The sequence below is a fragment of the Pseudonocardia sp. ICBG1293 genome (assembly GCF_020131355.1).
GTDB lineage: Bacteria > Actinomycetota > Actinomycetes > Mycobacteriales > Pseudonocardiaceae > Pseudonocardia.
The window spans coordinates 1-21022 of record NZ_JAHLEL010000030.1 but is presented as its reverse complement, the minus strand read 5'-3'; the positions used below and the strand labels follow the sequence as shown (position 1 = coordinate 21022).

At 63.9% G+C, this 21022-nt stretch carries 20 protein-coding genes and 7 pseudogenes; 11 read left to right on the top strand and 16 right to left on the bottom strand.

Annotation, left to right across the window (positions count from 1 at the left end; genetic code table 11):
• Positions 1–66 precede the first annotated feature (66 nt).
• Both KPF47_RS13080 and KPF47_RS13075 read left to right on the top strand, forming a co-directional pair.
• Positions 67–657 (top strand): annotated as a pseudogene (locus KPF47_RS13080) (replication initiation protein); the annotation flags it as partial.
• 1950 nt (positions 658–2607) lie between these two features.
• Positions 2608–3382 (top strand): annotated as a pseudogene (locus KPF47_RS13075) (transposase family protein).
• A gap of 148 nt (positions 3383–3530) precedes the next feature.
• Here KPF47_RS13075 and KPF47_RS13070 read toward each other — a convergent pair.
• The 10 genes from KPF47_RS13070 to KPF47_RS13025 all read right to left on the bottom strand — a co-directional run bounded on the left by KPF47_RS13070 (position 3531) and on the right by KPF47_RS13025 (position 10267).
• Entirely contained in the window at positions 3531–4175 is a 645-nt protein-coding gene (locus KPF47_RS13070) for an ATP-binding cassette domain-containing protein (protein WP_224389125.1), read from the bottom strand.
• Positions 4176–4179: 4 nt separating this feature from the next.
• Positions 4180–4602, bottom strand: a complete 423-nt coding sequence (locus tag KPF47_RS13065; protein ID WP_224389124.1) for a hypothetical protein — start codon at positions 4600–4602, stop codon at positions 4180–4182.
• Positions 4603–4646: 44 nt separating this feature from the next.
• Positions 4647–5711 carry an IS630 family transposase gene (locus tag KPF47_RS13060; protein ID WP_255659546.1) on the bottom strand — a complete coding sequence of 355 codons (1065 nt, stop codon included), beginning with the start codon at positions 5709–5711 and terminating at the stop codon, positions 4647–4649.
• 127 nt (positions 5712–5838) lie between these two features.
• Positions 5839–6264, bottom strand: coding sequence for a transposase (locus KPF47_RS40915; RefSeq protein WP_374108841.1), 426 nt, complete (start codon positions 6262–6264; stop codon positions 5839–5841).
• Positions 6265–6435: 171 nt separating this feature from the next.
• Positions 6436–6669 (bottom strand): hypothetical protein, encoded by a 234-nt coding sequence (locus KPF47_RS13050; protein WP_224389123.1) that lies wholly within the window; start codon positions 6667–6669, stop codon positions 6436–6438.
• Positions 6620–7072: an IS5 family transposase gene (locus KPF47_RS13045; RefSeq protein WP_224389122.1), complete on the bottom strand. Its 453-nt coding sequence runs from the start codon at positions 7070–7072 to the stop codon at positions 6620–6622. Before KPF47_RS13045 ends, KPF47_RS13050 begins: the two co-directional genes overlap by 50 nt.
• Before the next feature lie 33 nt (positions 7073–7105).
• Entirely contained in the window at positions 7106–7843 is a 738-nt protein-coding gene (locus tag KPF47_RS13040; RefSeq protein WP_224389121.1) for a hypothetical protein, read from the bottom strand.
• A gap of 88 nt (positions 7844–7931) precedes the next feature.
• Positions 7932–9017 carry a hypothetical protein gene (locus tag KPF47_RS13035; protein ID WP_224389120.1) on the bottom strand — a complete coding sequence of 362 codons (1086 nt, stop codon included), beginning with the start codon at positions 9015–9017 and terminating at the stop codon, positions 7932–7934.
• A gap of 143 nt (positions 9018–9160) precedes the next feature.
• Positions 9161–9592 carry a lactococcin 972 family bacteriocin gene (locus KPF47_RS40910; protein WP_224389119.1) on the bottom strand — a complete coding sequence of 144 codons (432 nt, stop codon included), beginning with the start codon at positions 9590–9592 and terminating at the stop codon, positions 9161–9163.
• A gap of 240 nt (positions 9593–9832) precedes the next feature.
• Positions 9833–10267: a hypothetical protein gene (locus KPF47_RS13025; protein WP_224389118.1), complete on the bottom strand. Its 435-nt coding sequence runs from the start codon at positions 10265–10267 to the stop codon at positions 9833–9835.
• Between the two features lie 802 nt (positions 10268–11069).
• Between KPF47_RS13025 and KPF47_RS13020 the strand changes: the two genes are divergently transcribed.
• Together KPF47_RS13020 and KPF47_RS13015 are read left to right on the top strand one after the other, a co-directional pair.
• Entirely contained in the window at positions 11070–11450 is a 381-nt protein-coding gene (locus KPF47_RS13020) for a hypothetical protein (RefSeq protein ID WP_224389117.1), read from the top strand.
• 105 nt (positions 11451–11555) lie between these two features.
• Positions 11556–12330, top strand: a pseudogene (locus KPF47_RS13015) (transposase family protein).
• Between the two features lie 32 nt (positions 12331–12362).
• Here KPF47_RS13015 and KPF47_RS13010 read toward each other — a convergent pair.
• Positions 12363–12617: an Lsr2 family protein gene (locus KPF47_RS13010; RefSeq protein WP_374108840.1), complete on the bottom strand. Its 255-nt coding sequence runs from the start codon at positions 12615–12617 to the stop codon at positions 12363–12365.
• A 373-nt stretch (positions 12618–12990) separates the two neighbouring features.
• Here KPF47_RS13010 and KPF47_RS13005 point away from each other — a divergent pair.
• The 3 genes and pseudogenes from KPF47_RS13005 to KPF47_RS12995 form a co-directional block, all read left to right on the top strand.
• A pseudogene (locus KPF47_RS13005) lies at positions 12991–13209 on the top strand (DUF6444 domain-containing protein); the annotation flags it as partial.
• 1 nt (position 13210) lies between these two features.
• Positions 13211–14425, top strand: a complete 1215-nt coding sequence (locus KPF47_RS13000; protein WP_308015389.1) for an IS66 family transposase — start codon at positions 13211–13213, stop codon at positions 14423–14425.
• Between the two features lie 68 nt (positions 14426–14493).
• Entirely contained in the window at positions 14494–15333 is an 840-nt protein-coding gene (locus KPF47_RS12995) for an IS5 family transposase (protein ID WP_224387494.1), read from the top strand.
• Positions 15334–15364: 31 nt separating this feature from the next.
• On the opposite strand, the gene KPF47_RS12990 is transcribed toward KPF47_RS12995, so the two are convergent.
• Together KPF47_RS12990 and KPF47_RS12985 are read right to left on the bottom strand one after the other, a co-directional pair.
• Complete coding sequence (locus tag KPF47_RS12990) at positions 15365–15958, bottom strand: plasmid pRiA4b ORF-3 family protein (protein WP_224386178.1); 594 nt, start codon at positions 15956–15958, stop codon at positions 15365–15367.
• 91 nt (positions 15959–16049) lie between these two features.
• A complete protein-coding gene (locus tag KPF47_RS12985) occupies positions 16050–16892 on the bottom strand; it encodes an IS5 family transposase (RefSeq protein ID WP_224386276.1) in 843 nt (280 codons plus the stop codon).
• A 577-nt stretch (positions 16893–17469) separates the two neighbouring features.
• On the opposite strand from KPF47_RS12985, the gene KPF47_RS12980 reads away from it, so the two are divergent.
• The 3 genes from KPF47_RS12980 to KPF47_RS12970 all read left to right on the top strand — a co-directional run bounded on the left by KPF47_RS12980 (position 17470) and on the right by KPF47_RS12970 (position 18963).
• Complete coding sequence (locus tag KPF47_RS12980) at positions 17470–17772, top strand: hypothetical protein (protein ID WP_224389115.1); 303 nt, start codon at positions 17470–17472, stop codon at positions 17770–17772.
• 91 nt (positions 17773–17863) lie between these two features.
• The gene (locus KPF47_RS12975; RefSeq protein ID WP_224389114.1) at positions 17864–18082 is read left to right on the top strand and encodes a hypothetical protein; all 219 of its coding nucleotides are present in this window, start codon (positions 17864–17866) and stop codon (positions 18080–18082) included.
• 404 nt (positions 18083–18486) lie between these two features.
• Positions 18487–18963: a hypothetical protein gene (locus KPF47_RS12970; RefSeq protein WP_224389113.1), complete on the top strand. Its 477-nt coding sequence runs from the start codon at positions 18487–18489 to the stop codon at positions 18961–18963.
• Between the two features lie 9 nt (positions 18964–18972).
• On the opposite strand, the pseudogene KPF47_RS12965 reads toward KPF47_RS12970, so the two are convergent.
• Together KPF47_RS12965 and KPF47_RS12960 are read right to left on the bottom strand one after the other, a co-directional pair.
• A pseudogene (locus tag KPF47_RS12965) lies at positions 18973–19747 on the bottom strand (transposase family protein).
• Positions 19748–19818: 71 nt separating this feature from the next.
• Positions 19819–19998: pseudogene (locus KPF47_RS12960) on the bottom strand (IS701 family transposase); the annotation flags it as partial.
• A gap of 96 nt (positions 19999–20094) precedes the next feature.
• Between KPF47_RS12960 and KPF47_RS12955 the strand changes: the two are divergent.
• A pseudogene (locus KPF47_RS12955) lies at positions 20095–20821 on the top strand (transposase family protein); the annotation flags it as partial.
• Between the two features lie 27 nt (positions 20822–20848).
• On the opposite strand, the gene KPF47_RS12950 reads toward KPF47_RS12955, so the two are convergent.
• A partial coding sequence (locus KPF47_RS12950; RefSeq protein WP_224389140.1) for an integrase core domain-containing protein occupies positions 20849–21022 on the bottom strand: 174 nt, incomplete at its 5' end.

The window sequence follows — 21022 nt, the reverse complement described above, 5'->3', positions numbered from 1 at the left end:
TCTTTCGGGGGTCACCCGCCCGGCAGCACACCATGAAGAGCCCGGGCCAATTACGGATCACGCCGATCGGTCCGCTACGGCCTGTCCATCGAAGAAGCACTCCGGCGAGCCGTGGGCGGCGACCCGGCCTATCCCGGACGGCTCATCAAAAACCCGTTCCACCCCCGCTGGATCACCCACTGGCTCCACGGGAAAACCTCCACCCTCAACACATTCGGCGCCATCCTGACCGCCGCCGGGCACATGCCCGGACGGGCATGGCACAACCAACGCCGCCGCACCCCCATCGGCTACTCCCGCAACGAAACCCTCTTCCATTCTGTCCGCCACTACGCCTACCGCGAAATGCGCCACCACTTCGGCGACCCCGACAGCTACCGAGCCGCGATCACCCGCGAAGTCGCCATCCGCAACGCCGACTTCGGCACCCCTTTAGGACACACCGAACTCGGCCACATCTCACGCTCCATCACCGACTGGACCATCAACCACTCCAAAATGTGGAACGACGGCCCCACCGCCTACAACACCACCTTCTCCGCCATCCAAGCCGCACGCGGACGCAAAGGAGGACGCAAAGGAGGACTCGCACGAGGAATAGCTCGGGCCTCAGCATCTCGACAGCTTCATGCTGCGGTTGAAGTGGCGGCTTTCTGATGGCGGCCCGCACCCCCCGCCGCCGCGCTCGAACGGCTCGCGAACTTGCCGCGCAGTTCGGTGTTCACGAACGCACTATCCGCGCGATGGTTGCTGAGCCGCGTCCTGAATACGAGCGACGAGCCAAAGTGCGACGCTCGCTAGCTGTGAAGCTCCGCCTGCAAGGTCTCACCTACCGCGAGATAGCCGACAGCACCGGCGACGGCGTCGGCACAGTCGGATGCCTCCTGGCTCAAGCCCGCCGCAACGGCGAATGGGCCACTGCCGCCGCGTCGGCACGGTTTTTCCGGGGGGCCGAGAGCGGTTGAGAAGTGGCTGGTAGTGCCTGTGGAGCGGTGTTGATGGGTTCCTGGGGCCTGGCCAGGCCAGGCCAGGGGGGTGACCTGTGGGTCGGGAGTGCTGGGTGCACGGAGTGCTCCATGGGTGAAGTGCGGAGGTCAATGCATTTTTTGGATGAGCCGAGGGGAGGCATGTGCGTCCATAGTGTTGCGCGAAGAGTGTTCCTTCAGCCACGTTGCGTGCGCCTCTGGCGTGCAATGAAAGTGAGAGAGGAGGCGATGGACGCGTGGCGGCTGGCGACTAGGGTTATTGCATGGGTGTGAAAAGTCATGGTTTGCGAGCGATGTCCCGATCTGGGCTAATTCTGACGGTTGTGGCGACGTGCCTGTTTTCTGTCGTAGGGGTTTCGGCTGCGGCGAGTGAGGCGTTGGAGCCGGGGGCGATGGCGGCGCGTCCGAAGCCTCCTGTGTCGTATCAGGCGTATGTGCGGAAGGTGTTCAAGAATTCTGTTGGCGGCCCGGTGTTTTACCGGCGGGGTTACTGGTATGCGGAGACCCCAAAGGAGGGTTTCGGCTATGACAAGGTGTATTGGAAGCACAACATCAAGAATGATCAGGTAGTAGCTGCGGTGGTGGGTGGGCCGATGCAGGTCCTCTCTGCAGGGGATAAGGTGTGGGTTCATCGCGGGGAGTTTTCTCGGCGAGTGTGCAAAATCGGTGGTTGCGCCGTTCGTGAGAGAGTGTGGGTCCGAGCGGTAATTGATTACAGGCCTTTCAAGCTTGCACCGAATTCTGGGATGGTCGGCGTGGTGACTGCGTATTGTGAGTTCGGGAAGGATCGGCCTCGTTGTCCTGAGTGGATCAATCAGGTTTTTGGTGGTCCGGCTCGGTCGGTTCCGGGTGTGAATCCTGACGGGGAGAGGGAGCAGGTTGTATATATGGGGCCGGATGGGGAACGGATCATGTATGAGGGTCCGGTAGAGGCGAATCATGATCAGGAGGAGGGAGGTGACTAATCCCGGTGATGTGGAGTTCGCGGATGTCGACGCGGAGGGGTGGGCCACCGCTGTAGGCCGCGGCTTCGTTGAGGCAGCGCGTCTCTGCGTTGCAGCAGGTCTCAGCAACCTGGCTATCGAGGAGTGCTGGATCTCCTGCGATTTGTCGTTGCTGTTCGCTTATCAGCTTGACGGGGCCGCGTTGGGGGGGCGTTTCGCGGACCTGCACATCTGCCCGTTAACTGGCACTCCTCTTGATCCGGCTCAGCGGGGAGTGTCGTGTAGTTCTGCTGGTTCGTATGCAACGAACATGTTTTATAGCGTCCCGGTTGATGTTGGTGTGCCCGGGATTGGGTGGACGGGTCTTGATGGTCGGCGGTGGTGGGGGGATGTGCCGGAGCGGGGCTGGGTGGATGCGGTGTTCGGTCCTCGGTTGGTGTCGATACGGTAGTGGCCGTGGGCAAGTCGATCCGGACCGGAGCCCACCCCTGGGCGGGTGAGGACCGGAAGCGGCGTGGCAGCCCCCGGGCTGATCCGCCCAAAACGGGGACCTGGAGCCTTTTCCGTCGTGATTTCGCTGGTCAGCGGCTTTTTGAGGGGTCGGGGGCGTAGTGGGGTGAGGCTCCCGGGAGGGCAGCAGTCGTCCAAGATCGACCATCCTGACCGGGAGCCTCGTCGTGTTGTCCTACCCTGCTGCGATCGCGTTGTCGACTCATACTCTTGCCCAGCTCAGCGCGATGATCCGTCGGGAACGGCGTGGGCGGGCAGGACGCTGGTGGCGGCTCACCGCAGGTCAGCAGGCCCTGCTCGGCCTCGCGCATCTACGCAACGGTGACCACCTACGCCCGTCTCGCGGCCGGGGTCAAGATCGCGACCAGTACCGCTTGGCGCTACGTTCACGACACCCTGACTCTGCTCGCTGCGCTGGCCGAAGACATCGGCCAGGTCGGACATCGAATCGGGGCTCTGGCCTGGGTGCTGCTGGACGGGACCCTGGTCCCGATCGACCGCGTCGCCGGTCAGCGCCGCTTCTATTCCGGACGCCACCGCCGCCATGGAGTGAACGTCCAGGTCCTCGCTGATCCGTTCGGTCGCCTGTTGTGGGCCTCACCGCCGTTACCGGGTTCCACCCACGATGTGACCGCCGCCCGCCGAACCGGTGTGATCGACACCCTGGACAGCCGAAACATCGAGACCTGGGCGGACAAGGCCTACCAAGGCGCCGGCGGGACGATCCGGACCCCCTACAAGCGTCACCGGACACGACATCGTCTGTCGACCGGGCAGAAAGCGGTGAACCACGCTCACGCCCGTATCCGCTGCCGAGTCGAACAAGCCGTCGCTGAACTCAAGGGCTGGCACGTGTTGGACCGGCTCCGCTGCTGCCCCCGCTACGCCGGGACCATCATCGCCGCGATCACCGTCCTCAACCGGATCGAGACCCACCACTGACCTGCGGAATCACGATGGAAACGGCTCGCTGTCGACAGGAGGGGTGAGTCAATAATGCGCTGAGCGATCACTATGGGCTTTTCCCAACCTGTTTGTTCTGGTCGTCTCTGAAGGAGCGGGGCTAGTCAGCTGGAGAAAGACTCAGTCATTACAGCTGAATCGTTCGGGAGCACCTAGACGCAACTAGCGGATCGTGAGTCGCCAACAAAACCGATTTGCCTAATTCGGCCAAACTGTCGAGGAGATCGAGCACGGCGGTGGTATTCTCGAGATCCAATGATCCGGTCGGTTCGTCAGCGATCACGACTTCGTACGGTTTAACCAATAACCGTGCAACTGCAACTCGCTGTTGCTCGCCACCAGATAGAGTATAAACTTGACGCTTCCTTGTTCCGGACAAGCCTACTCTTTCCAGGGCCTGCTCTATCAGATCTACCTTCGCAGTGCCTCCACGAACATAGGCTGAGGCAAGCCTCAAGTTGTACTCGACCGTCGCCCCATCTATCAAAGCAAAGTTCTGAAATAGGTAGCCCAGCTTCTTTCGGCGTAAAAGGGCGGCGGCCCTCCCGCGCGGACTCGGTGCAGATACTCCCGAAATGAGGACGCTGCCAGAGTCCGGAACTTCTAGCAAGCTGGCGAGGTTCAACACTGTTGATTTACCGGAACCACTTGGCCCCGTAAGACCCACCATCTCACCGAAATGAACTTCTAGATCGAAGTTATCCAAGACAGCTCGGGTGTCGTACTTCTTGCTTATCCCACGCAGCTGGACTGCAGCGGCACCAGGCGTCATGTCACTAATCTTTCACGCTTGCAGCGATCGACCGAATATCAAGCACTCGCACCGTTACTGCTGCAACGAGGAGCTGAATGAGGATCACAATGAGAACAATAAGAGACGTTGTCAGGAAGAGCACGTCCATGTTCTCAGGTGCGCTGGTTGTACCGGCTACAGTAAAGGCGAGGAGGGATTGAGCCGCCCAGCTGGAGAATAGCATCACTGCGATTTCTCGACTTGCACCAATAATTGGGAAGCCATGCAGGCGCCTGATGGCATATATTCGGCGGTATCGGTCAACGAGAATAGTGGTCGATGCCGCTGTGATCCCAAGCACCGTGACTGCAGTAGCTCCACCGACTACCGATGTACGTGCAATACCCGAACGCAACTCTTCCAACCCTGCTAGCGCGGCTTCATCAGGCGTGACGAGGAAGCGCAAGTTGTCATCTAATCGAAGATCTCTAAGGATCGGCTGAAGATCCTCTAGTGTCGCGTAAACGATGTTCTTTGACCGGGTCGGCAGTGGTTGAGTAGGTCGTCTGCGGGTTTGGTCCAGATGAACGGGTGGCAGCGTTCGTTCCAGCCGTCGATGAACCGGCCGATCGCGCCGATCAGTTCTCTGACGCTGCCGAAGCTGCCACGGCGAATGGCCTGGCGGGTGATGACCCCGAAAAAGACCTCGACCATGTTCAGCCACGATCCCGAGGTCGGGGTGAAGTGCAGGGTGATCCGCGGGTTGCGGGCCAGCCAGGCCTTCACTGCGGGGTGCTTGTGGGTCGCGTAGTTGTCCACCACCAGGTGCAGCTTGCGCCGCGGGTAGGCCTTCGCGACCTGCTTGAGGAACCGCAGGAACTCCTGATGGCGATGCCGCGGCAGGCACGCCTGCTCGACCCGCCCGGTCGCGACCTCTAACGCCGCGAACAGCGTGGTGGTGCCGTGACGGACGTAGTCATGCGTCCGTTTCTCCGGGATACCGGGCATGATCGGCAGGATCGGCGCTGTCCGGTCCAGGGCCTGGACCTGGGATTTCTCGTCGACGCAGAGCACGACGGCCTTGTCCGGCGGGTTCAGATACAACCCGACGATGTCGCGGACCTTGGCTTCGAGCTCGGGATCGGTGGAGAACTTGAACGTCTCGGACTTCCACGGCTGCAGCCCCCACCGCCGCCAAATCTTGCCGATCCACACGTGGGAGATCCCGAGCTCGGCACCGAGCAGCCGTGACGACCAGTGCGTGACTCCGAGCCGCTCAGGCGGCGGTTCCAGCGTGGCGAGCACGACCGCGACCTCGTCGATCACCGGCGGCCGGCCCGCCTTGGGCCGGTCGGCCAGCCCGGCGATCCCCTCAGCGGCGTAACGCTTCTTCCACCCGATCACCGTCGCCTTCGACGCCCCGACCAGTGTGACGATGTCCTTGACCGCCACCCCGTCCGCGGCCAGCAACACGATCCTGCCCCGTCGGGCCAGTCCCGCCGAAACCGACGAGGAACGCAGCCAGGACTCCAACACCTCGCGGTCGGCGGCCGGAACGTCCACGGTCACAGTCAACGGCACAGCTCATGATCCCGTAAACCAGCCCGTGAGTAAAGTAACCTAGTTACCGCAACACTAGGGCGTGTCTCCTAAGAGGTCATTTCAGAACGAGGTCGACGTGTCTGTTGTAGACGACAAGCGGCTATCTGACCTGCCGTTTGATCTGTCGTCGAGGGGTCAATGGAAACTCGACAAGTCGTTCTGAAACGACCTCTAAAGTGCGCAACCAGGTGACGATGGCCTTCAGTGCAACTCCGCCGCGGTAGGTCAGGGCGAGTTTGTCGTAGCGGGTCGCGAGGCCGCGCCACTGCTTGACCTCGCAGAACCCGCGTTCGACGACGTTGCGGCCGCGGTAGTCGACCCGGTCGAACGCCGGTGGTCGGCCGCCGCGTGTGCCGCGTCGTTTCCGGTGTCCCTGCTGGTCAGCCGGCTCCGGGATGACCGCGACGATCCGTCGTCTGCGCAGGTGGGCGCGGATGGCGCGTGAGGAGTAGGCCTTAGAGCGCCCGGCAAATGAGGTCGTGGGGGTGTCGTTGCAGGTAGAGGCACGGACTCTCCAGGCGACCATCAGGACATCAGCAATCCCATGATCACTTGCAGGTCCGTGTCTCTACCAACACCGACACACGGCCACCTCTACTGCCGGACGCTCTTAGAGGTCATTTCAGAACGAGGTCGACGTGTCTGTTGTAGACGACAAGCGGCTATCTGACCTGCCGTTTGATCTGTCGTCGAGGGGTCAATGGAAACTCGACAAGTCGTTCTGAAACGACCTCTTATCTGCGCGGACCCGCTCGGGTCGGGTCCGCGGTCGGCCCGGACCGACCCGTCCGACGCTCAGATGTGACATCAGGTGCGCGAACATCGGGGCGTCACCGGCCTGGCCAGGGCCGACCAGTACGACCAGCGGGCGGCCGTGTCCGTCAACGAGCTGGTGGATCTTCGTGCCGAGCCCTCCGCGGGAGCGGCCCAAGGCGTGATCGGGCGGCTCGATCAGCAGATTCTTGTAGTTCGATCCGGCCCCCTGTGTCCCGCTGCAGGGTCGCGGCGTGTTGGTGAGCGCGGATGATCGTCGAGTCGACCGACACGGCCCAGTCCACGAGACCGGCGGAGTCGGCATCGGCGAGCAGAGCTGCGAGAACCTGGTCCCAGGTGCCGTCACCGCAGTAGCGGCGGTGGCGTTTCCATAGGGTCTGCCACAGCCCGAACTCGACCGGGACATCACGCCAGGCCAGCCCGCAGCGGAACCGGTAGATGACCCCCTCGATCACTCTGCGGTGATCGGCGAACGGGCGCCCTGGCATCCCGTCCGACGAGGGCAGTAACGGCTCGAGTCGGTCCCACTGGGCATCGGTCAGGACGGCACGGCGCGACACCTACTGATCATCGCGCAGGCCCGACCAGCCGGGTTAGGAGACGCGCCCTAGCGCCGGATTGCCATCTACCTTGACTTTGAGGGCGGTGCCGATCGATCCAGTGATCGAGTTGAACCGATCAATGGTCAAGCTGTTGGCTGGAGTGATAACCTCAACCACCGGGTCAGTGATCATGTTTCCAGCTTCAGGATTCACGTTCTGGTTGAAGCTGTAGACTTGCTGCCCAGGAGCGGTCCAGATGATCCGGGCCTGCTGCGGGGCGTACCCGATCGGCGTTGGTCCGACAATTTTAGACTCCGCTTGGATAGAGCCTTGACGCTCACTATTGCTGTTACGGCTTGCGAGGGTCATTTTCTCGATCGCGGAAGCATACGGCTTGTACTGAGCCGGGACTGCGACTACCCAGCGCTTCTCATTGGGGCTTATCGAGATGGCTTTCCCGGACTCGTCCGAAATCGGGTAGCGCGCGAGGTAGTTCGTATTTACTCGAAGAGCTGGCGGCAGCGGCGCTGAGGGTGACTTCATTAGCTCTTGGGGGTTCTCGAACTTCGACGACTCGACAAAGAGCGCTCCGTGTGAGTCCAAGATTGGATAGAGGTCACGAGCCTCTGCTATGGACGATGAGTTCCCGCCACTAGTGAGCTCGACAAAGTCATGGCCAACTAGTCGGGGATAGAAGATCGCGTAATCTCTGTTTCCCGACCACGAAGATGCGAGCTGTTCCTGCTTGTTAAGCTGATTCGACTCATTCCACAACTGTACAAGGGTCATGGAAAGAACGACTGCACTTACTGTTCCGACGCAGAGTAGAACTCCGATCGTCATTTTTCCTGCCAGGGGCAGGCCCTTAGAGGTCGTTTCAGAACGACTTGTCGAGTTTCCATTGACCCCTCGACGACAGATCAAACGGCAGGTCAGATAGCCGCTTGTCGTCTACAACAGACACGTCGACCTCGTTCTGAAATGACCTCTTAACTAGATCGCCGATACGAACACCGTGCAGCACTAGTGCAGCAGCAACGAAAGTGCCGGTAAACGTCGCCAGGGTGAAAGTGAAGAGGGCTAGTAGGACTTGCTGCGTTAGTCGGATGTCGATGCCCGGCGAAAGCGCTACCGCGCCCAGGCAGACGAGAAGAGCGACCACCGTAACAGAAATCTGAAGGCGGCCAACAATCTGGAGCCAACTGCGACCGACCGAGTGCCCGTTCAGCCGCAAGATACCTAACCGACGCGCGTCACGCAGGAGTAGGTAGATAGTCATAAATACAGCTACTGCGACAAGCAGCCAGGTAACAAGATCAAGACTAGAATTGCTTGCCTGTAAGTCTGCCGACTCATTTGTGCGTAAGTCGTCGCTCGAAAGGTCGACGAGGCCAGCTTGCCTTAGGCGATCAGCTACAATCTGTATAAAATGATCGGCCGCGGCGGAATTTGGCGATTCGATTATATAGCGTCCGCTGGCAGGGATCATCTTATAGGCCGTACTCATCCCTGCGAAGGTCAGGTCATAGCCATTGAGGGGAACTGAAGGCACACCCACGGGCATCGCCGAGTCACGGGTCTGCGCGTTAGTGACGATCGTTGTGCCAGCTCGAAGCTCTTGTTGGTTCGGCCAGCGTCCGGAGCTTAAAGAAAAATTCTCGAAGAGTCGGCTTCCATGGTTTGCAAGCAGAGTGTAGTGGGTAACTTGAGTTCGGTCAGTCTCCGTCAGTCCAATCGAGGTCCGGATTACATTGGAATGCGTAGTCTCGGCTGCCTCGGTAAGAACCCGCAACGCTAGAATCGGATCCGCCGCAGGTCCGACATCGGGCCAGACGAAAGCCGCACCGACCTTCTCTGCAGCTGACTGATCGTCAGCCTTCCGCTGCTGGATGCCGCTGATGCTTGCGGAGGTCGCCGTAAGTGCAGTGATTCCAACGAACAGCAATCCGAGTATGATTCGCACGTATCCCATACCAGTGGTATAGTGCCCAAGGTGATCGTTCGCCTCTCCATAACCATTACAGGAGGTGCGGATGATCCCCCAGCGCAAGGAAGTTGCCGGATGGTTCGATTTTGAGTGCAGTTTTCCTCTGCGACTTCATGCCGCTAGTAGATGTTCCAGTATGTTCGGCATGTCTGGCCCAAGGAATTGACCGCAGATGCGTTGCTCCAGACCGCGGGGTCAGCGAACTGCTTATTCGTCCTACTGCCGATTACGGCTGTCGAGCTATGGTAGGTATTCGGATGAACGTAGTTTGAGTAGCATCGCTTGTTACCAGCACTTACTACCTCTGTGCCGTAGCTCCAGGTTCCGCCACCGACGTTGCGAACGGATCCGCCTCGTGGCTGGATTCCGTCCAGTCTGGCATCATTGATAGTGATGTTGCGGTTCTCGGGTGCGACGGCCGTGCCGCCAGCCACTGGTACTGGATCCTTCTGCGGAGCCGCGGCAGCAATATCGAATCCACCTCCTATCGCGAGGCTGAGAGCTACGGGCACTGGCAAAGTGGCCCGAACAATTGTCGATCTCAGGATCATGATTTACTGTCTCCCATCGCTGAATTCTGTCCCCGAGTGTAGAGCGACGGAGCGTTCTTGACTCAGCCTAGAGTGAGCTATCGCACCGCACGGTTAAGAGCGTCCGGCAATAGAGGAAGGGCGCTAGTCGAGGGCCGGCGAGAGAGTAGGTATCGGTACTGGATATCTCGGGCGATCTTGATCTTGCAGGGAATCCAGTCCGTCTATGTCGGACGCTCTAAGGGCCGTCCTGTGGTGGCGTCAGTCAAACTCGCTTGGATTATACGGCTGGATGTCGAGTTTGTCCGCTCCATGATTTCGTAGTGCTTCAACCACGCGCTTATTGGTAATGAACGCGAAGTTCTGACCATCCTGGTCAAAGATATTCTGGATGTCAGTCGTTGGACCCGGGTCAGTTGCGAACCCGACGTATCCTTCGATCGGATTTCCAGCGTGATCCCGTACGTCGACATCAAAGATTCGATACCCTGTGATGTTTGCATCCTGTAACGCCTCGATCATCCGCCGCGATGCAATCTTGAGCCCAGAGCCTCCAGTCCACAACATATCACCTAGCTGCTTGCCATGAGTGTATGGAGCGAACCAGACTGCGAACGGGATCTCATCCAGTCGGCACTCTTCGACGAACGGATCAACCTTCGTCTTACCATCCGGCATAAGCCATGGGTCGCTCATAATCTCAGGTTTGTTGTCGGCCTGGACGTCGAGCCAGATATCCTGAGACCCGGACTTCGCTTGGATTCGCATCCAATCTAACATTGCAGCCCTAGCAGCGGTAGTGGCTCCGATAGATTCCGTTGAGACGATTCTTCTCTGCGATGATCCGGGTAGCTGTCGGAGCGCGATTCGCAGCGAAGAATCGGTCCCATTCCTGGTTGTATCGTCCCGCCATGCTCTGGTGGTTATTCGCGATACCCGGAGTAGAGGTCCACCAGACTAGGTGAATCGGGTCGTGGATATTCACGCCAGCCACACCAGCCTGCCGAACGAACTTCTGCGGGATCATGTGATGAGCTTGACAGTTCGGCGGATTCTTGCCTGTCCGCACGGACAGATTATATCGAGCGTTTGCCGCGTTGAGGGGGCGGTAGCCAGCTTGTGCCTGGAGGAGTCCGGTTGCAGCGGAACTACTGCTCGACACTACCGAAGTCGCGAATGCTGGCTGTGCACTGATGGTCAGAAGGCTTGTAAGAAGCGCTGCGAAAAGCGCAACTATTGGCCTATAAAGACTTCTAGAACGTCGGCTTTTTGCGTCCATCTGTTGCCTCGATCGATTGATGATGACCGGCGCCCGGATCTTAGCCCGGATCTTTCCGCCACGCAATCAGCCTCAGCCGCGACGGTTAGGTACGGAGCGTTCGCCGCGCGCGCCACAGGTCAAACCAGGATGAGGCAGCGTCGATTCGGGGCCGGGGGTACTGGTGGGGCCGGCTGAATCGGCGGCCGAGACGAGCTGGTCAGGCCCCGGGTGCGCAGCGTGCGGGTGCGGCCAATCGGACACCGACCAGTTCGCCTGCCCACCCTGATCTACGCCGATTCTGTTGGCGTCCAGTTCGACGTCGTCGAGTCCTACATCTGGCTCGACAGCGGCCGCCCGCTGGCTATGTTCTCCGAGCGGATCCGCCATGGCCTCGCCGAGCTGCGGATCAAGGAGGCCGCCCACGAGCTCGGCGCTGCCATTGCGCTCGCGGCGATGAAGGAGACCTACGCGTCGGTCGGCGGGATGCTCGCCTCCCACCGCCGAGAGGAGATGGCGCCCCCTGGGAAGCTGTGGCGCCCGGACTGGACCGGCACCTTGACCGCCAAGGGCCGCGTGAACATCCTGAGGAACCTCGACAAGGAGCCTTTTCCGTCGTGATTTCGCTGGTCAGCGGCTTTTTGAGGGGTCGGGGGCGTAGTGGGGTGAGGCTCCCGGGAGGGCAGCAGTCGTCCAAGATCGACCATCCTGACCGGGAGCCTCGTCGTGTTGTCCTACCCTGCTGCGATCGCGTTGTCGACTCATACTCTTGCCCAGCTCAGCGCGATGATCCGTCGGGAACGGCGTGGGCGGGCAGGACGCTGGTGGCGGCTCACCGCAGGTCAGCAGGCCCTGCTCGGCCTCGCGCATCTACGCAACGGTGACCACCTACGCCCGTCTCGCGGCCGGGGTCAAGATCGCGACCAGTACCGCTTGGCGCTACGTTCACGACACCCTGACTCTGCTCGCTGCGCTGGCCGAAGACATCGGCCAGGTCGGACATCGAATCGGGGCTCTGGCCTGGGTGCTGCTGGACGGGACCCTGGTCCCGATCGACCGCGTCGCCGGTCAGCGCCGCTTCTATTCCGGACGCCACCGCCGCCATGGAGTGAACGTCCAGGTCCTCGCTGATCCGTTCGGTCGCCTGTTGTGGGCCTCACCGCCGTTACCGGGTTCCACCCACGATGTGACCGCCGCCCGCCGAACCGGTGTGATCGACACCCTGGACAGCCGAAACATCGAGACCTGGGCGGACAAGGCCTACCAAGGCGCCGGCGGGACGATCCGGACCCCCTACAAGCGTCACCGGACACGACATCGTCTGTCGACCGGGCAGAAAGCGGTGAACCACGCTCACGCCCGTATCCGCTGCCGAGTCGAACAAGCCGTCGCTGAACTCAAGGGCTGGCACGTGTTGGACCGGCTCCGCTGCTGCCCCCGCTACGCCGGGACCATCATCGCCGCGATCACCGTCCTCAACCGGATCGAGACCCACCACTGACCTGCGGAATCACGATGGAAAAGGCTCCATGCTCAGTTGCTCTGGTGGTAGGCGGTGACCACGTGCGCCGGGATCCTGCCCCGCTCAGAAATCGGATAGTCGTTGTTGCGAGCCCACTCCCGGATCGCCCGATTCTCCGCCCGACCCAGCCCCGACCCGCTGCGACGCGCACTCTTCACGCCGGTCGCCGTGTCCCGCCGCGCCGCCGCCACGAAATCCGCCACCGCCGACCGGAACAACTCCACGTTCTCCGACTTCAAATCAATCACATACGACTTCCCGTCCACCCCGAACCGCACCGTCTCATCCGCCGGCCCCCTCCAGGTCATCCACCAACTCCACCCGAGTCACCTGAGCCATATCCCTGACCTCACATCCAGAACCGCACCATGGAAGCCACCGCAAATCGGAGCAACCCGAACAAGAGTAAACACTACAGAAAGAAGTCGGCCGGTGCGACGGCACCGCACCCCTGAAACCGTTCGCCGGAATACGATGGTCCGGCGAGGTGACCGGCCGGAATGACATTTACTCAGCACCCCGACGGTGCCCCCGGTCAGAGTCGAACCGACACCGGCGGTAACCATTCAGGTCCTGGCTCGATGATCTACCGGTGTGTCGGTGCGTGACCCGAGGTCGGCGGTGTGCTGATCATGTGCGGTGTCCGGGTCGCAGCAGCCGTCGCGCGAGGAGCTCCTCGCGCTGATCGAGGCGCAGGCCCGCACGATCGAGGAGTTGCGGGGCGAGGTCGCCGAGCTCAAGCGCCGACTGGGTCGCAACTCGGGCAACTCCTCGCAGCCTCCCTCGGCGGACGCGCCCACGGCCTCGCCGTCGAGGATGGCCAGGCGGCGCAGCGGCCGCAAGCCCGGCAAACAGCCCGGTGCGGGCGGATCGGCGTTGTTCCAGACCAGTGGCCCCGGACGAGGTCGTCGATCACGTCCCGGATGCCTGCATCGGCTGCGGCACCGAACTATCCGGTGCGAACGTGGCCGGGATGGTGCGTCGCCAGGTCCACGACATCCCGACCATCCGCCCGGTCGTGGTCGAGCACCGGCTGCACCAGAAGCGGTGCGGCTGTGGCGCGACGACGACCGCGGCCGCTCCGGCCGGGGTGGGCGCGGCGGCGGTCTACGGGCCGAACCTGCGTGCGCTGGCGGTGTACCTGCTGGTGTTCCAGCACGTCCCGGTCGCCCGCACCGCTCAGTTGATCGCCGACGTGACCGGGGCGCGCCCGTCGACCGGCTGGATCAGCTCGGTGCTGACCACCGTGGCCGAGCTGCTGGTCGACGTCGAGAAGCTGATCAAATCTCTGATCGTGCTCGCGCACGTGATCCACGTCGACGAGACCAGCAGCAACATCAACGGGGCCCGGTGGTGGCTGCACGTCGCGGGCACCGAGAAGTTGACCGCCTATCACCTGCACCCCTCCCGCGGACGCGCCGCTGTGGCCGAGTTCGATGTGCTGCCCGCGTTCAGCGGAACCGTCGTGCACGACGCGCTGTCGGTCTATGACGCCTACCCGCAGGCCCGGCACGCCCTGTGCGGGGCGCACCTGGCCCGCGAGCTGGTCGCCGCCGGCGAGACGCACCCCGACCAGGACTGGCCAGAGCAGGCACTACGCGCCCTGCACGGGCTCAACACCGCCGCCCACCAGGCCCGCGAGCAGCACCTGTCGGCGATCCCAGCCGAGATCGTCGACCCCCTGCTCGACTCGTGGCGCCACGCGCTGCTGGTCGGGCTCGCCGAGCACCGCCGCGTGCCCGGGCGCCGACAATCCAAGACCCGTAACCTGCTCGAACGCCTGCGCGACCGTGACGACCAGGTGCTGCTGTTCGCGCGCGACCTCGCCGTGCCGTTCACCAACAACCAGGCCGAACGCGACGTCCGACCGACCAAGACCCAGCTCAAGATCAGCGGCTGCCACCGCTCGGAGACCACCGCGAAGGCGTGGCTACGGATCCGCGGCTACATCTCCACCGTCACCAAACACGGCGACGACATCCTCACCGCACTCCGCGACGCCATCACCGGAAACCCCCTGGCCACCGCCCCACGCAGCACCGACCTGAATGGTTACCACCGGCGACCCGTTTAAGAGGTCGTTTCAGAAGTCGGCGTGTCGGTCCTGTGTGGATCGGCGCTGGTAGCTGATCATGTCCGGTCGTGGCGCGGCGATCTTGTGTCGAGCGATTGGTGAGCGACGAGCTGTGGGCGCTGGTGGAGCCGCTGCTGCCCAAGCCGCGCAAGCACAAGCGGGGACGGACAGGCCGTCCGCGGGTGCCGGATCGGGCCGCTCTGGCCGGGATCGTGTTCGTGCTCAAGACCGGGATCAGCTGGAACGCGCTGCCCGCCGAGCTCGGCTGTGGGTCCGGAGTGACCTGCTGGCGGCGGCTACGGCAGTGGCAGCAGGCCGGGGTCTGGGCCCAGCTGCACCGGGTGATGCTCGACCGCCTCGCCCAGCAGGGCCTGCTGGACTGGTCGCGGGCGGCGGTGGACAGCGTGAGCGTGCGGGCCAAGCGCCGCGGCGAGGCCACCGGGCCCTCGCCGACCGATCGCGGGAAGGCGGGCAGCAAGTACCACGTGCTCTGCGACCGAGGCGGGCTCCCGCTGCATGCGCTGGTCACCGGGGCGAACGCCCACGACAGTCGGATGCTCGCCCCGCTGCTGGACACCAACCCCGGCGTCCGCGAACGGGCGGGACAGCCGGGGCGTCCGCGACGTCGGCCGGACAAGGTGCACGCCGACAAGGGCTACGACTATCCCCGCTGCCGCCGCTACCTGAGTGGGCGTGGGATCGGGGTGCGGATCGCCCGGCGCGGGATCGAGGACTCCACCCGGCTCGGGCGGGTCCGCTGGGTCGTCGAGCGCACCATGTCCTGGCTGCTGGACTTCCGCCGCCTCGCGCTGCGCTACGACCGCGCCGAATCCACGATCACCGCGCTGTTATCGCTGGCCTGCGCCCTGATCTGCCACCGCCGCCTCACCAAGCCGAAGCCGAAGTGATGGTCGACCCAGCCCTCGCTGAGGCACTCGCCTACGAGGTCGGGGCCAGCGGCCGCCAGGCCAGCCACTCCAAGGCCCGGTCGGCCTCGTCAGGGTCGAAGCGGTGCGGGTCGAACGGCCCGCCCGCCCACTCCAGGCGCTCGGCGCGGTCGGGATGGTCAGGGTCGGCGAGCACGGCCTGGAAGTCCTCATACCCCCCGATCCCGCCGACGTCCTCGGGCGGGCACGCCCCCTGCCCGGCGACGCATCGCGGATAGCACACTCCCGGCTCGACGGCCGCGACCGCCTCGACGGTGATCTCGTGGGCCCAGTTGTCACCGAAGTCGTAGACGTAACCGAACCGGTCACCAGCCTTGACCAGCCGAAACAGCTTCTCTTTCGTCTCGTCGGCGACATCCTGTCCGGGCCAGTCCGGGTCTGGGATCCCGTAGCGGCGCCCGACGATCTCGAACTCGTGCAGATGAGAGTTCGTCCAGCCCATCACTGACTGCACCACCTCGTGCAACACCGCCAAGTCGACCTCGCCCGGCACCTGCACCCGACGCCGGACCGCCGGCACCACCTCGGTCAGGACGATCTCCAACTCGAAAATCTTCGTCTTCTCAGACACACGAGGCGCGACCATCAGCCGATGCTGCCAGCCCCGCCGTCACCGGCAGAACCGGGCCCACCACTTCTGAAACGACGTCTTAGAGGTCGCGCGGATTGGTTGGTGATCATGGACGTCGTGCAGGTCGGGCGTTCCAGCGGTGTGTGGTCCAGGCCTGCCGAATCAAGCTACGGAGTGTGACGATCGTGTCGGCGAGGTCGAAGAACGCGTCGACGACGATTTCTCGTCGTTCGTAGCAGCGCTGCAGCCGGTTGAAGCTGTTGTGCCAAGCGTTGGTCCGCTCGACGTGCCAGCGGCGGGTGGCCTGGATCGGCGCTTTCTCACCCTTGTGCGCGATCTCGCCGTGCAGGCCTCGTTCGGCCAGCGTGTCGCGGGTCTTGCCGGAGTCATAGCCGGCGTCGAGGTGCACGGTGATGTCGTCGGGCAGCGGGCCGAGAGCATCGAGGCGGTCGAGGGTGGGGCCCAGTAGCGGGGAGTCGTGCCGGTTGGCTCCGGCCAGGACTCGGCCCAGCGGGATGCCGTATCCCTCGACGAGCACCGAACGTTTCATACCCTGTTTGCGCCGGTCCACCGGCGACGGACCGGCGACCTCGCCGCCGCCGGGGGCCTTGGTGATGGCGCCATCGACGGCGATGTCGTGCAGCAGCAGACCGACGATGCGGTCGTAGGCGTCCAGGACGATCCGACGCAGCTGGGCGAAGACCCCGAGCCTGATCCACTCGTCACGACGATCGCGGATGGTGGTCGCCGAGCAGGTGCTGTCAGCGATGCCCTCATACGAGCAGCCGAACCGCAGTACCTGCAGGAGCTTGTCGAACACGATCCGATCCGCGATCCGGCGGCGATGGCAGCCCAGCGGATGGGTGGGATCGAACTCGTCTCGATGAGGCAGCAGCGCGGTGAACTGGTCCCACAACGGCTCGGTCAGCCATGATGGCAGGGTGGGCACGCGGCCTCCAGACGATCACGAAGCGTAGATAACTTCATGATCGGCAGGCCCGTACCCGCCCTCGCCCCCAGACACTCGACCGCGGCCAAGCTGTGACCAATCCGCGCGACCTCTAAGGGGTCTGCCTCTGCCATTGGGCTACGGGGGCCACAACTGTCAGCAGCGACAGCGCGGCCTGTCAAAGCCGATCGGCGGTCCCCGCGATTCTAGTCTGGATCTACTCCAGAAACAGGAGCCGCGCGGGCCGTAGGCCTGCCGATCACGGCGGGCAGCGATGTCGACACTGTCACCTCCGGGAACGTCCCGATCACCCCGACCGGGCGCATCAACCCCGACCACCGCAACAGCAGGGCACGCCCGCGGCCCGGGGAGTCCACGGCGTCGTGACTCTGCCGATCCATCGAGGTGACTTCACTCCGACAATCTGGTCAACAACGCACATATCGCGCACAGTGAGCCGGTGGACACCCGCCGCAACACGGCCCCGCACCATCGCAGCGACCCGCGCCCACCAGCACCACTGCCGCGACACGGCAATACCGGCAGCGACAGCGCAAGCAGCTACCGGCCCGCTCGCATGAGCAGCGGGAGCGATGATGAGGTCGCGACCATCGTGCTCAACCGGGCCGCGCTCGACGACGCCCTGGCCACCCCACCCCGACGCGTCGAACGCGGCACCGGTCGCAGCGCTGACCGGCGCCGCCGCAAGAACGGGACCCGCCGTGACCGCGGCCCCCACGACACCACCGCCGCCACCCACGCACCCACCGCGCCCGGAGCGACGCCCGTACCAGCCAACGCCGGGATCTGGCTCGCCGTCGTCGCCGTCGGGCTCGCTCTCGTGACCGCCATGCTGATCATCACCGTCACCTGGACCTGACCAACACCACCAGAGCCCAGGGCAGCGCTGACCTCCTGGAACTCGACGTCACCGGCCTTCGCCACCGCGGGCCGGGAACGGGAACGATTGCATGAAAATCGGGCACGCTCTGCGCGTCGTCGGAACGAGCGCTGCTGTCGTCGCGCTCATCCAGACCGGGATCGCCGCCGTCGACTCTCTCAGCATCGAGAAAATCGGGAACTACCCGACCATCCACGCCTGCGCCGAGGCCGAACGCACCACGCCCGACATCGGGATCTGCGACGAACAGCCCGACGGCACCTTCACCCTGCACATCGTGCCGAAGTAGAGGCCGCCAGCAGACAGCGTCCCCACTACGCCGCGACCAGTTCATGACCACCACAGAGTGAGGCCTGTGCAACGAACCCGTGCGGTTCAGCAGAGGGCCAGGGCACGCCGAGTCCTGGTCTGGATCTGGGTCGTGGGCACGTCGACCCGGACCGCAGCCCGCCCCCGGGCGGGCCAGGACCGGAAGCGACGCGGCAGCACCGCGGTGTCCACACCTCACCAGCCAGACGGTGCCGCTCCCACCCTGCCGCGGCCGTCCGTCAGGGCCGCCCTGTCGGGGCCTTGTACGGGTGGGTCGGGGCCTGTGTGATGGGTGCTCCGGACCATCGCCGCCGGGAACATCCCGATCACCGAAACCGGGCACCTCGATCACCCAGAGTGAGTGAACAACGGCCGGTGAATAGAATGATCGCCGTGCTCACTTCACCGCCACCCACCCGGCCGCCGGGCCGGGCTCGTGAGGCGCTGGTCATCGCCCGCCAAGATTTCGATCTGCCTGGTAAAGACCTCCACCAGGCTGCGGAGGTGCTCGCCGGGCACTTCACCGGGCTGCTGCGCCGCGGCGTTCTGTCCCGCGCGGTCGCCGAGGTGATCGGAAACCCGGCCCGCTGGGGCCACAAGCGTCTCCTCCTCACCGTGCAGATCGACGTCGTCGCCCGCGACACCGTCGCCGGGCTCGCGACCGCGCTCAACACCATCCGCGACGGTTTCCGCCTGCTCCCGGCCGCGCTGCCCGACCAGTTCACCACCACCGAGATCGAACACCTCGCCAGCAGGATCATCGGCGCCGACGACCTCCAGGTCACCACCCACGGCGACGGCCGCGCCAGCGGCGATCGCCGATCGCACCAATTCCCCTACACAGAGCCTTTTCCATCGTGATTCCGCAGGTCAGTGGTGGGTCTCGATCCGGTTGAGGACGGTGATCGCGGCGATGATGGTCCCGGCGTAGCGGGGGCAGCAGCGGAGCCGGTCCAACACGTGCCAGCCCTTGAGTTCAGCGACGGCTTGTTCGACTCGGCAGCGGATACGGGCGTGAGCGTGGTTCACCGCTTTCTGCCCGGTCGACAGACGATGTCGTGTCCGGTGACGCTTGTAGGGGGTCCGGATCGTCCCGCCGGCGCCTTGGTAGGCCTTGTCCGCCCAGGTCTCGATGTTTCGGCTGTCCAGGGTGTCGATCACACCGGTTCGGCGGGCGGCGGTCACATCGTGGGTGGAACCCGGTAACGGCGGTGAGGCCCACAACAGGCGACCGAACGGATCAGCGAGGACCTGGACGTTCACTCCATGGCGGCGGTGGCGTCCGGAATAGAAGCGGCGCTGACCGGCGACGCGGTCGATCGGGACCAGGGTCCCGTCCAGCAGCACCCAGGCCAGAGCCCCGATTCGATGTCCGACCTGGCCGATGTCTTCGGCCAGCGCAGCGAGCAGAGTCAGGGTGTCGTGAACGTAGCGCCAAGCGGTACTGGTCGCGATCTTGACCCCGGCCGCGAGACGGGCGTAGGTGGTCACCGTTGCGTAGATGCGCGAGGCCGAGCAGGGCCTGCTGACCTGCGGTGAGCCGCCACCAGCGTCCTGCCCGCCCACGCCGTTCCCGACGGATCATCGCGCTGAGCTGGGCAAGAGTATGAGTCGACAACGCGATCGCAGCAGGGTAGGACAACACGACGAGGCTCCCGGTCAGGATGGTCGATCTTGGACGACTGCTGCCCTCCCGGGAGCCTCACCCCACTACGCCCCCGACCCCTCAAAAAGCCGCTGACCAGCGAAATCACGACGGAAAAGGCTCACGACATAGTCCCGCACATCGTCGCGCACCCCGTCGGCGTCCCAGGTCGCGGAGTTGAGCAGCCGCTGCATCCCATCCGGTGTCGCGTCACCGGCGACCTCAGCCAACGTCCACCCATTGAGGTGTTCTCAGTAGCGCGGTGACAGATCGGTCGACACGCCGAAGACGGCGAGGTCGCAGGAGAACAGGCAGGACCCCGGTAGATCAGGTCGGTCCGACCAAAGATCGACTCCACCACCGAGGTCCTGCATGCACGATCCTGTCAGCTACACCGGTGTGCTCCCGATCGGGGAGCCCACCGTGGGCTCCCTGGCTCGGCTTCTGGCCGGTGAACGTGCCCGCCGTGGCACCCGAACCGGTCGCCGTGCTCTGGCCCCCGTCGCCCAGGCGGTCCTGGTCCTGCGGTGGTTCCTCGATGCGAGCCGTGTGGCGCGCCTGGCGGCCGACAACACGATCAGCACCGCAACCGCCTACCGCTACCTGCACGAGGGCATCGACGTCCTGGCCTCGGCCGCGCCCGGGCTCCATGGAGCCCTGCTGGCCGCCCGCGCAGCCGGCCACACCCACGTGAGTCTCGACGGAACGTTGATCACCACTGATCGGTGCCGAGCGATCGGGCCCACCGCCGGGGTGGACCTGTGGTGGTCGGGCAAGCACCACCGCCACGGCGGCAACATCCAGATCGTCACCGCACCCGACGGATGGCCGTTGTGGACCTCCCCGGTACGACCGGGCCGCGAGCACGACACCCGCTGTGCCCGTACCCACCCCGGCCTGCTCGACACCCTGGTCGCGTTCACCGACGACACCCACGCCGTCCTGGCCGACCTCGGATACCAGGGCGAAGCCGACCGGCTCACCGTGCCGTTCAAGCCCGTCCCCGGCAGCGGCCGAACAGTCGATCAACGCACCGTCAACAGTCTGCACTCAGCCCTACGCGCGCTGGCCGAATGAACCGCCCCAGGTTCTGTGCCGCTCCTATGCGGGTCGCGGCTCTCGGTTGAGAGTCGCGTCGTGGGCTTGTTCGAACTCCACGGGGCTCATCATGCCCAGCGTGCTGTGGAGCCGTCGGTTGTTGTACCAGTCGACCCAGCCGGCGGTCGCTGTCTCGACGTCGACGAGATCGCGGTAGGGGCTGGGGTGGAAGATCGT

What these genes read in the sequence shown, in the direction of transcription:
- KPF47_RS13070 (WP_224389125.1), bottom strand. Translation starts at nt 4,175, where the DNA reads ATGACGCCTGGTGCCGCTGCAGTCCAGCTGCGTGGGATAAGCAAGAAG.
- KPF47_RS40915 (WP_374108841.1), bottom strand. Translation starts at nt 6,264, where the DNA reads ATGGTCGCCTGGAGAGTCCGTGCCTCTACCTGCAACGACACCCCCACG.
- KPF47_RS13040 (WP_224389121.1), bottom strand. Translation starts at nt 7,843, where the DNA reads ATGACCCTTGTACAGTTGTGGAATGAGTCGAATCAGCTTAACAAGCAG.
- KPF47_RS40910 (WP_224389119.1), bottom strand. Translation starts at nt 9,592, where the DNA reads ATGATCCTGAGATCGACAATTGTTCGGGCCACTTTGCCAGTGCCCGTA.
- KPF47_RS13025 (WP_224389118.1), bottom strand. Translation starts at nt 10,267, where the DNA reads ATGAGCGACCCATGGCTTATGCCGGATGGTAAGACGAAGGTTGATCCG.
- KPF47_RS12990 (WP_224386178.1), bottom strand. Translation starts at nt 15,958, where the DNA reads ATGGTCGCGCCTCGTGTGTCTGAGAAGACGAAGATTTTCGAGTTGGAG.
- KPF47_RS12980 (WP_224389115.1), top strand. Translation starts at nt 17,470, where the DNA reads ATGAGCAGCGGGAGCGATGATGAGGTCGCGACCATCGTGCTCAACCGG.
- KPF47_RS12975 (WP_224389114.1), top strand. Translation starts at nt 17,864, where the DNA reads ATGAAAATCGGGCACGCTCTGCGCGTCGTCGGAACGAGCGCTGCTGTC.
- KPF47_RS12970 (WP_224389113.1), top strand. Translation starts at nt 18,487, where the DNA reads ATGATCGCCGTGCTCACTTCACCGCCACCCACCCGGCCGCCGGGCCGG.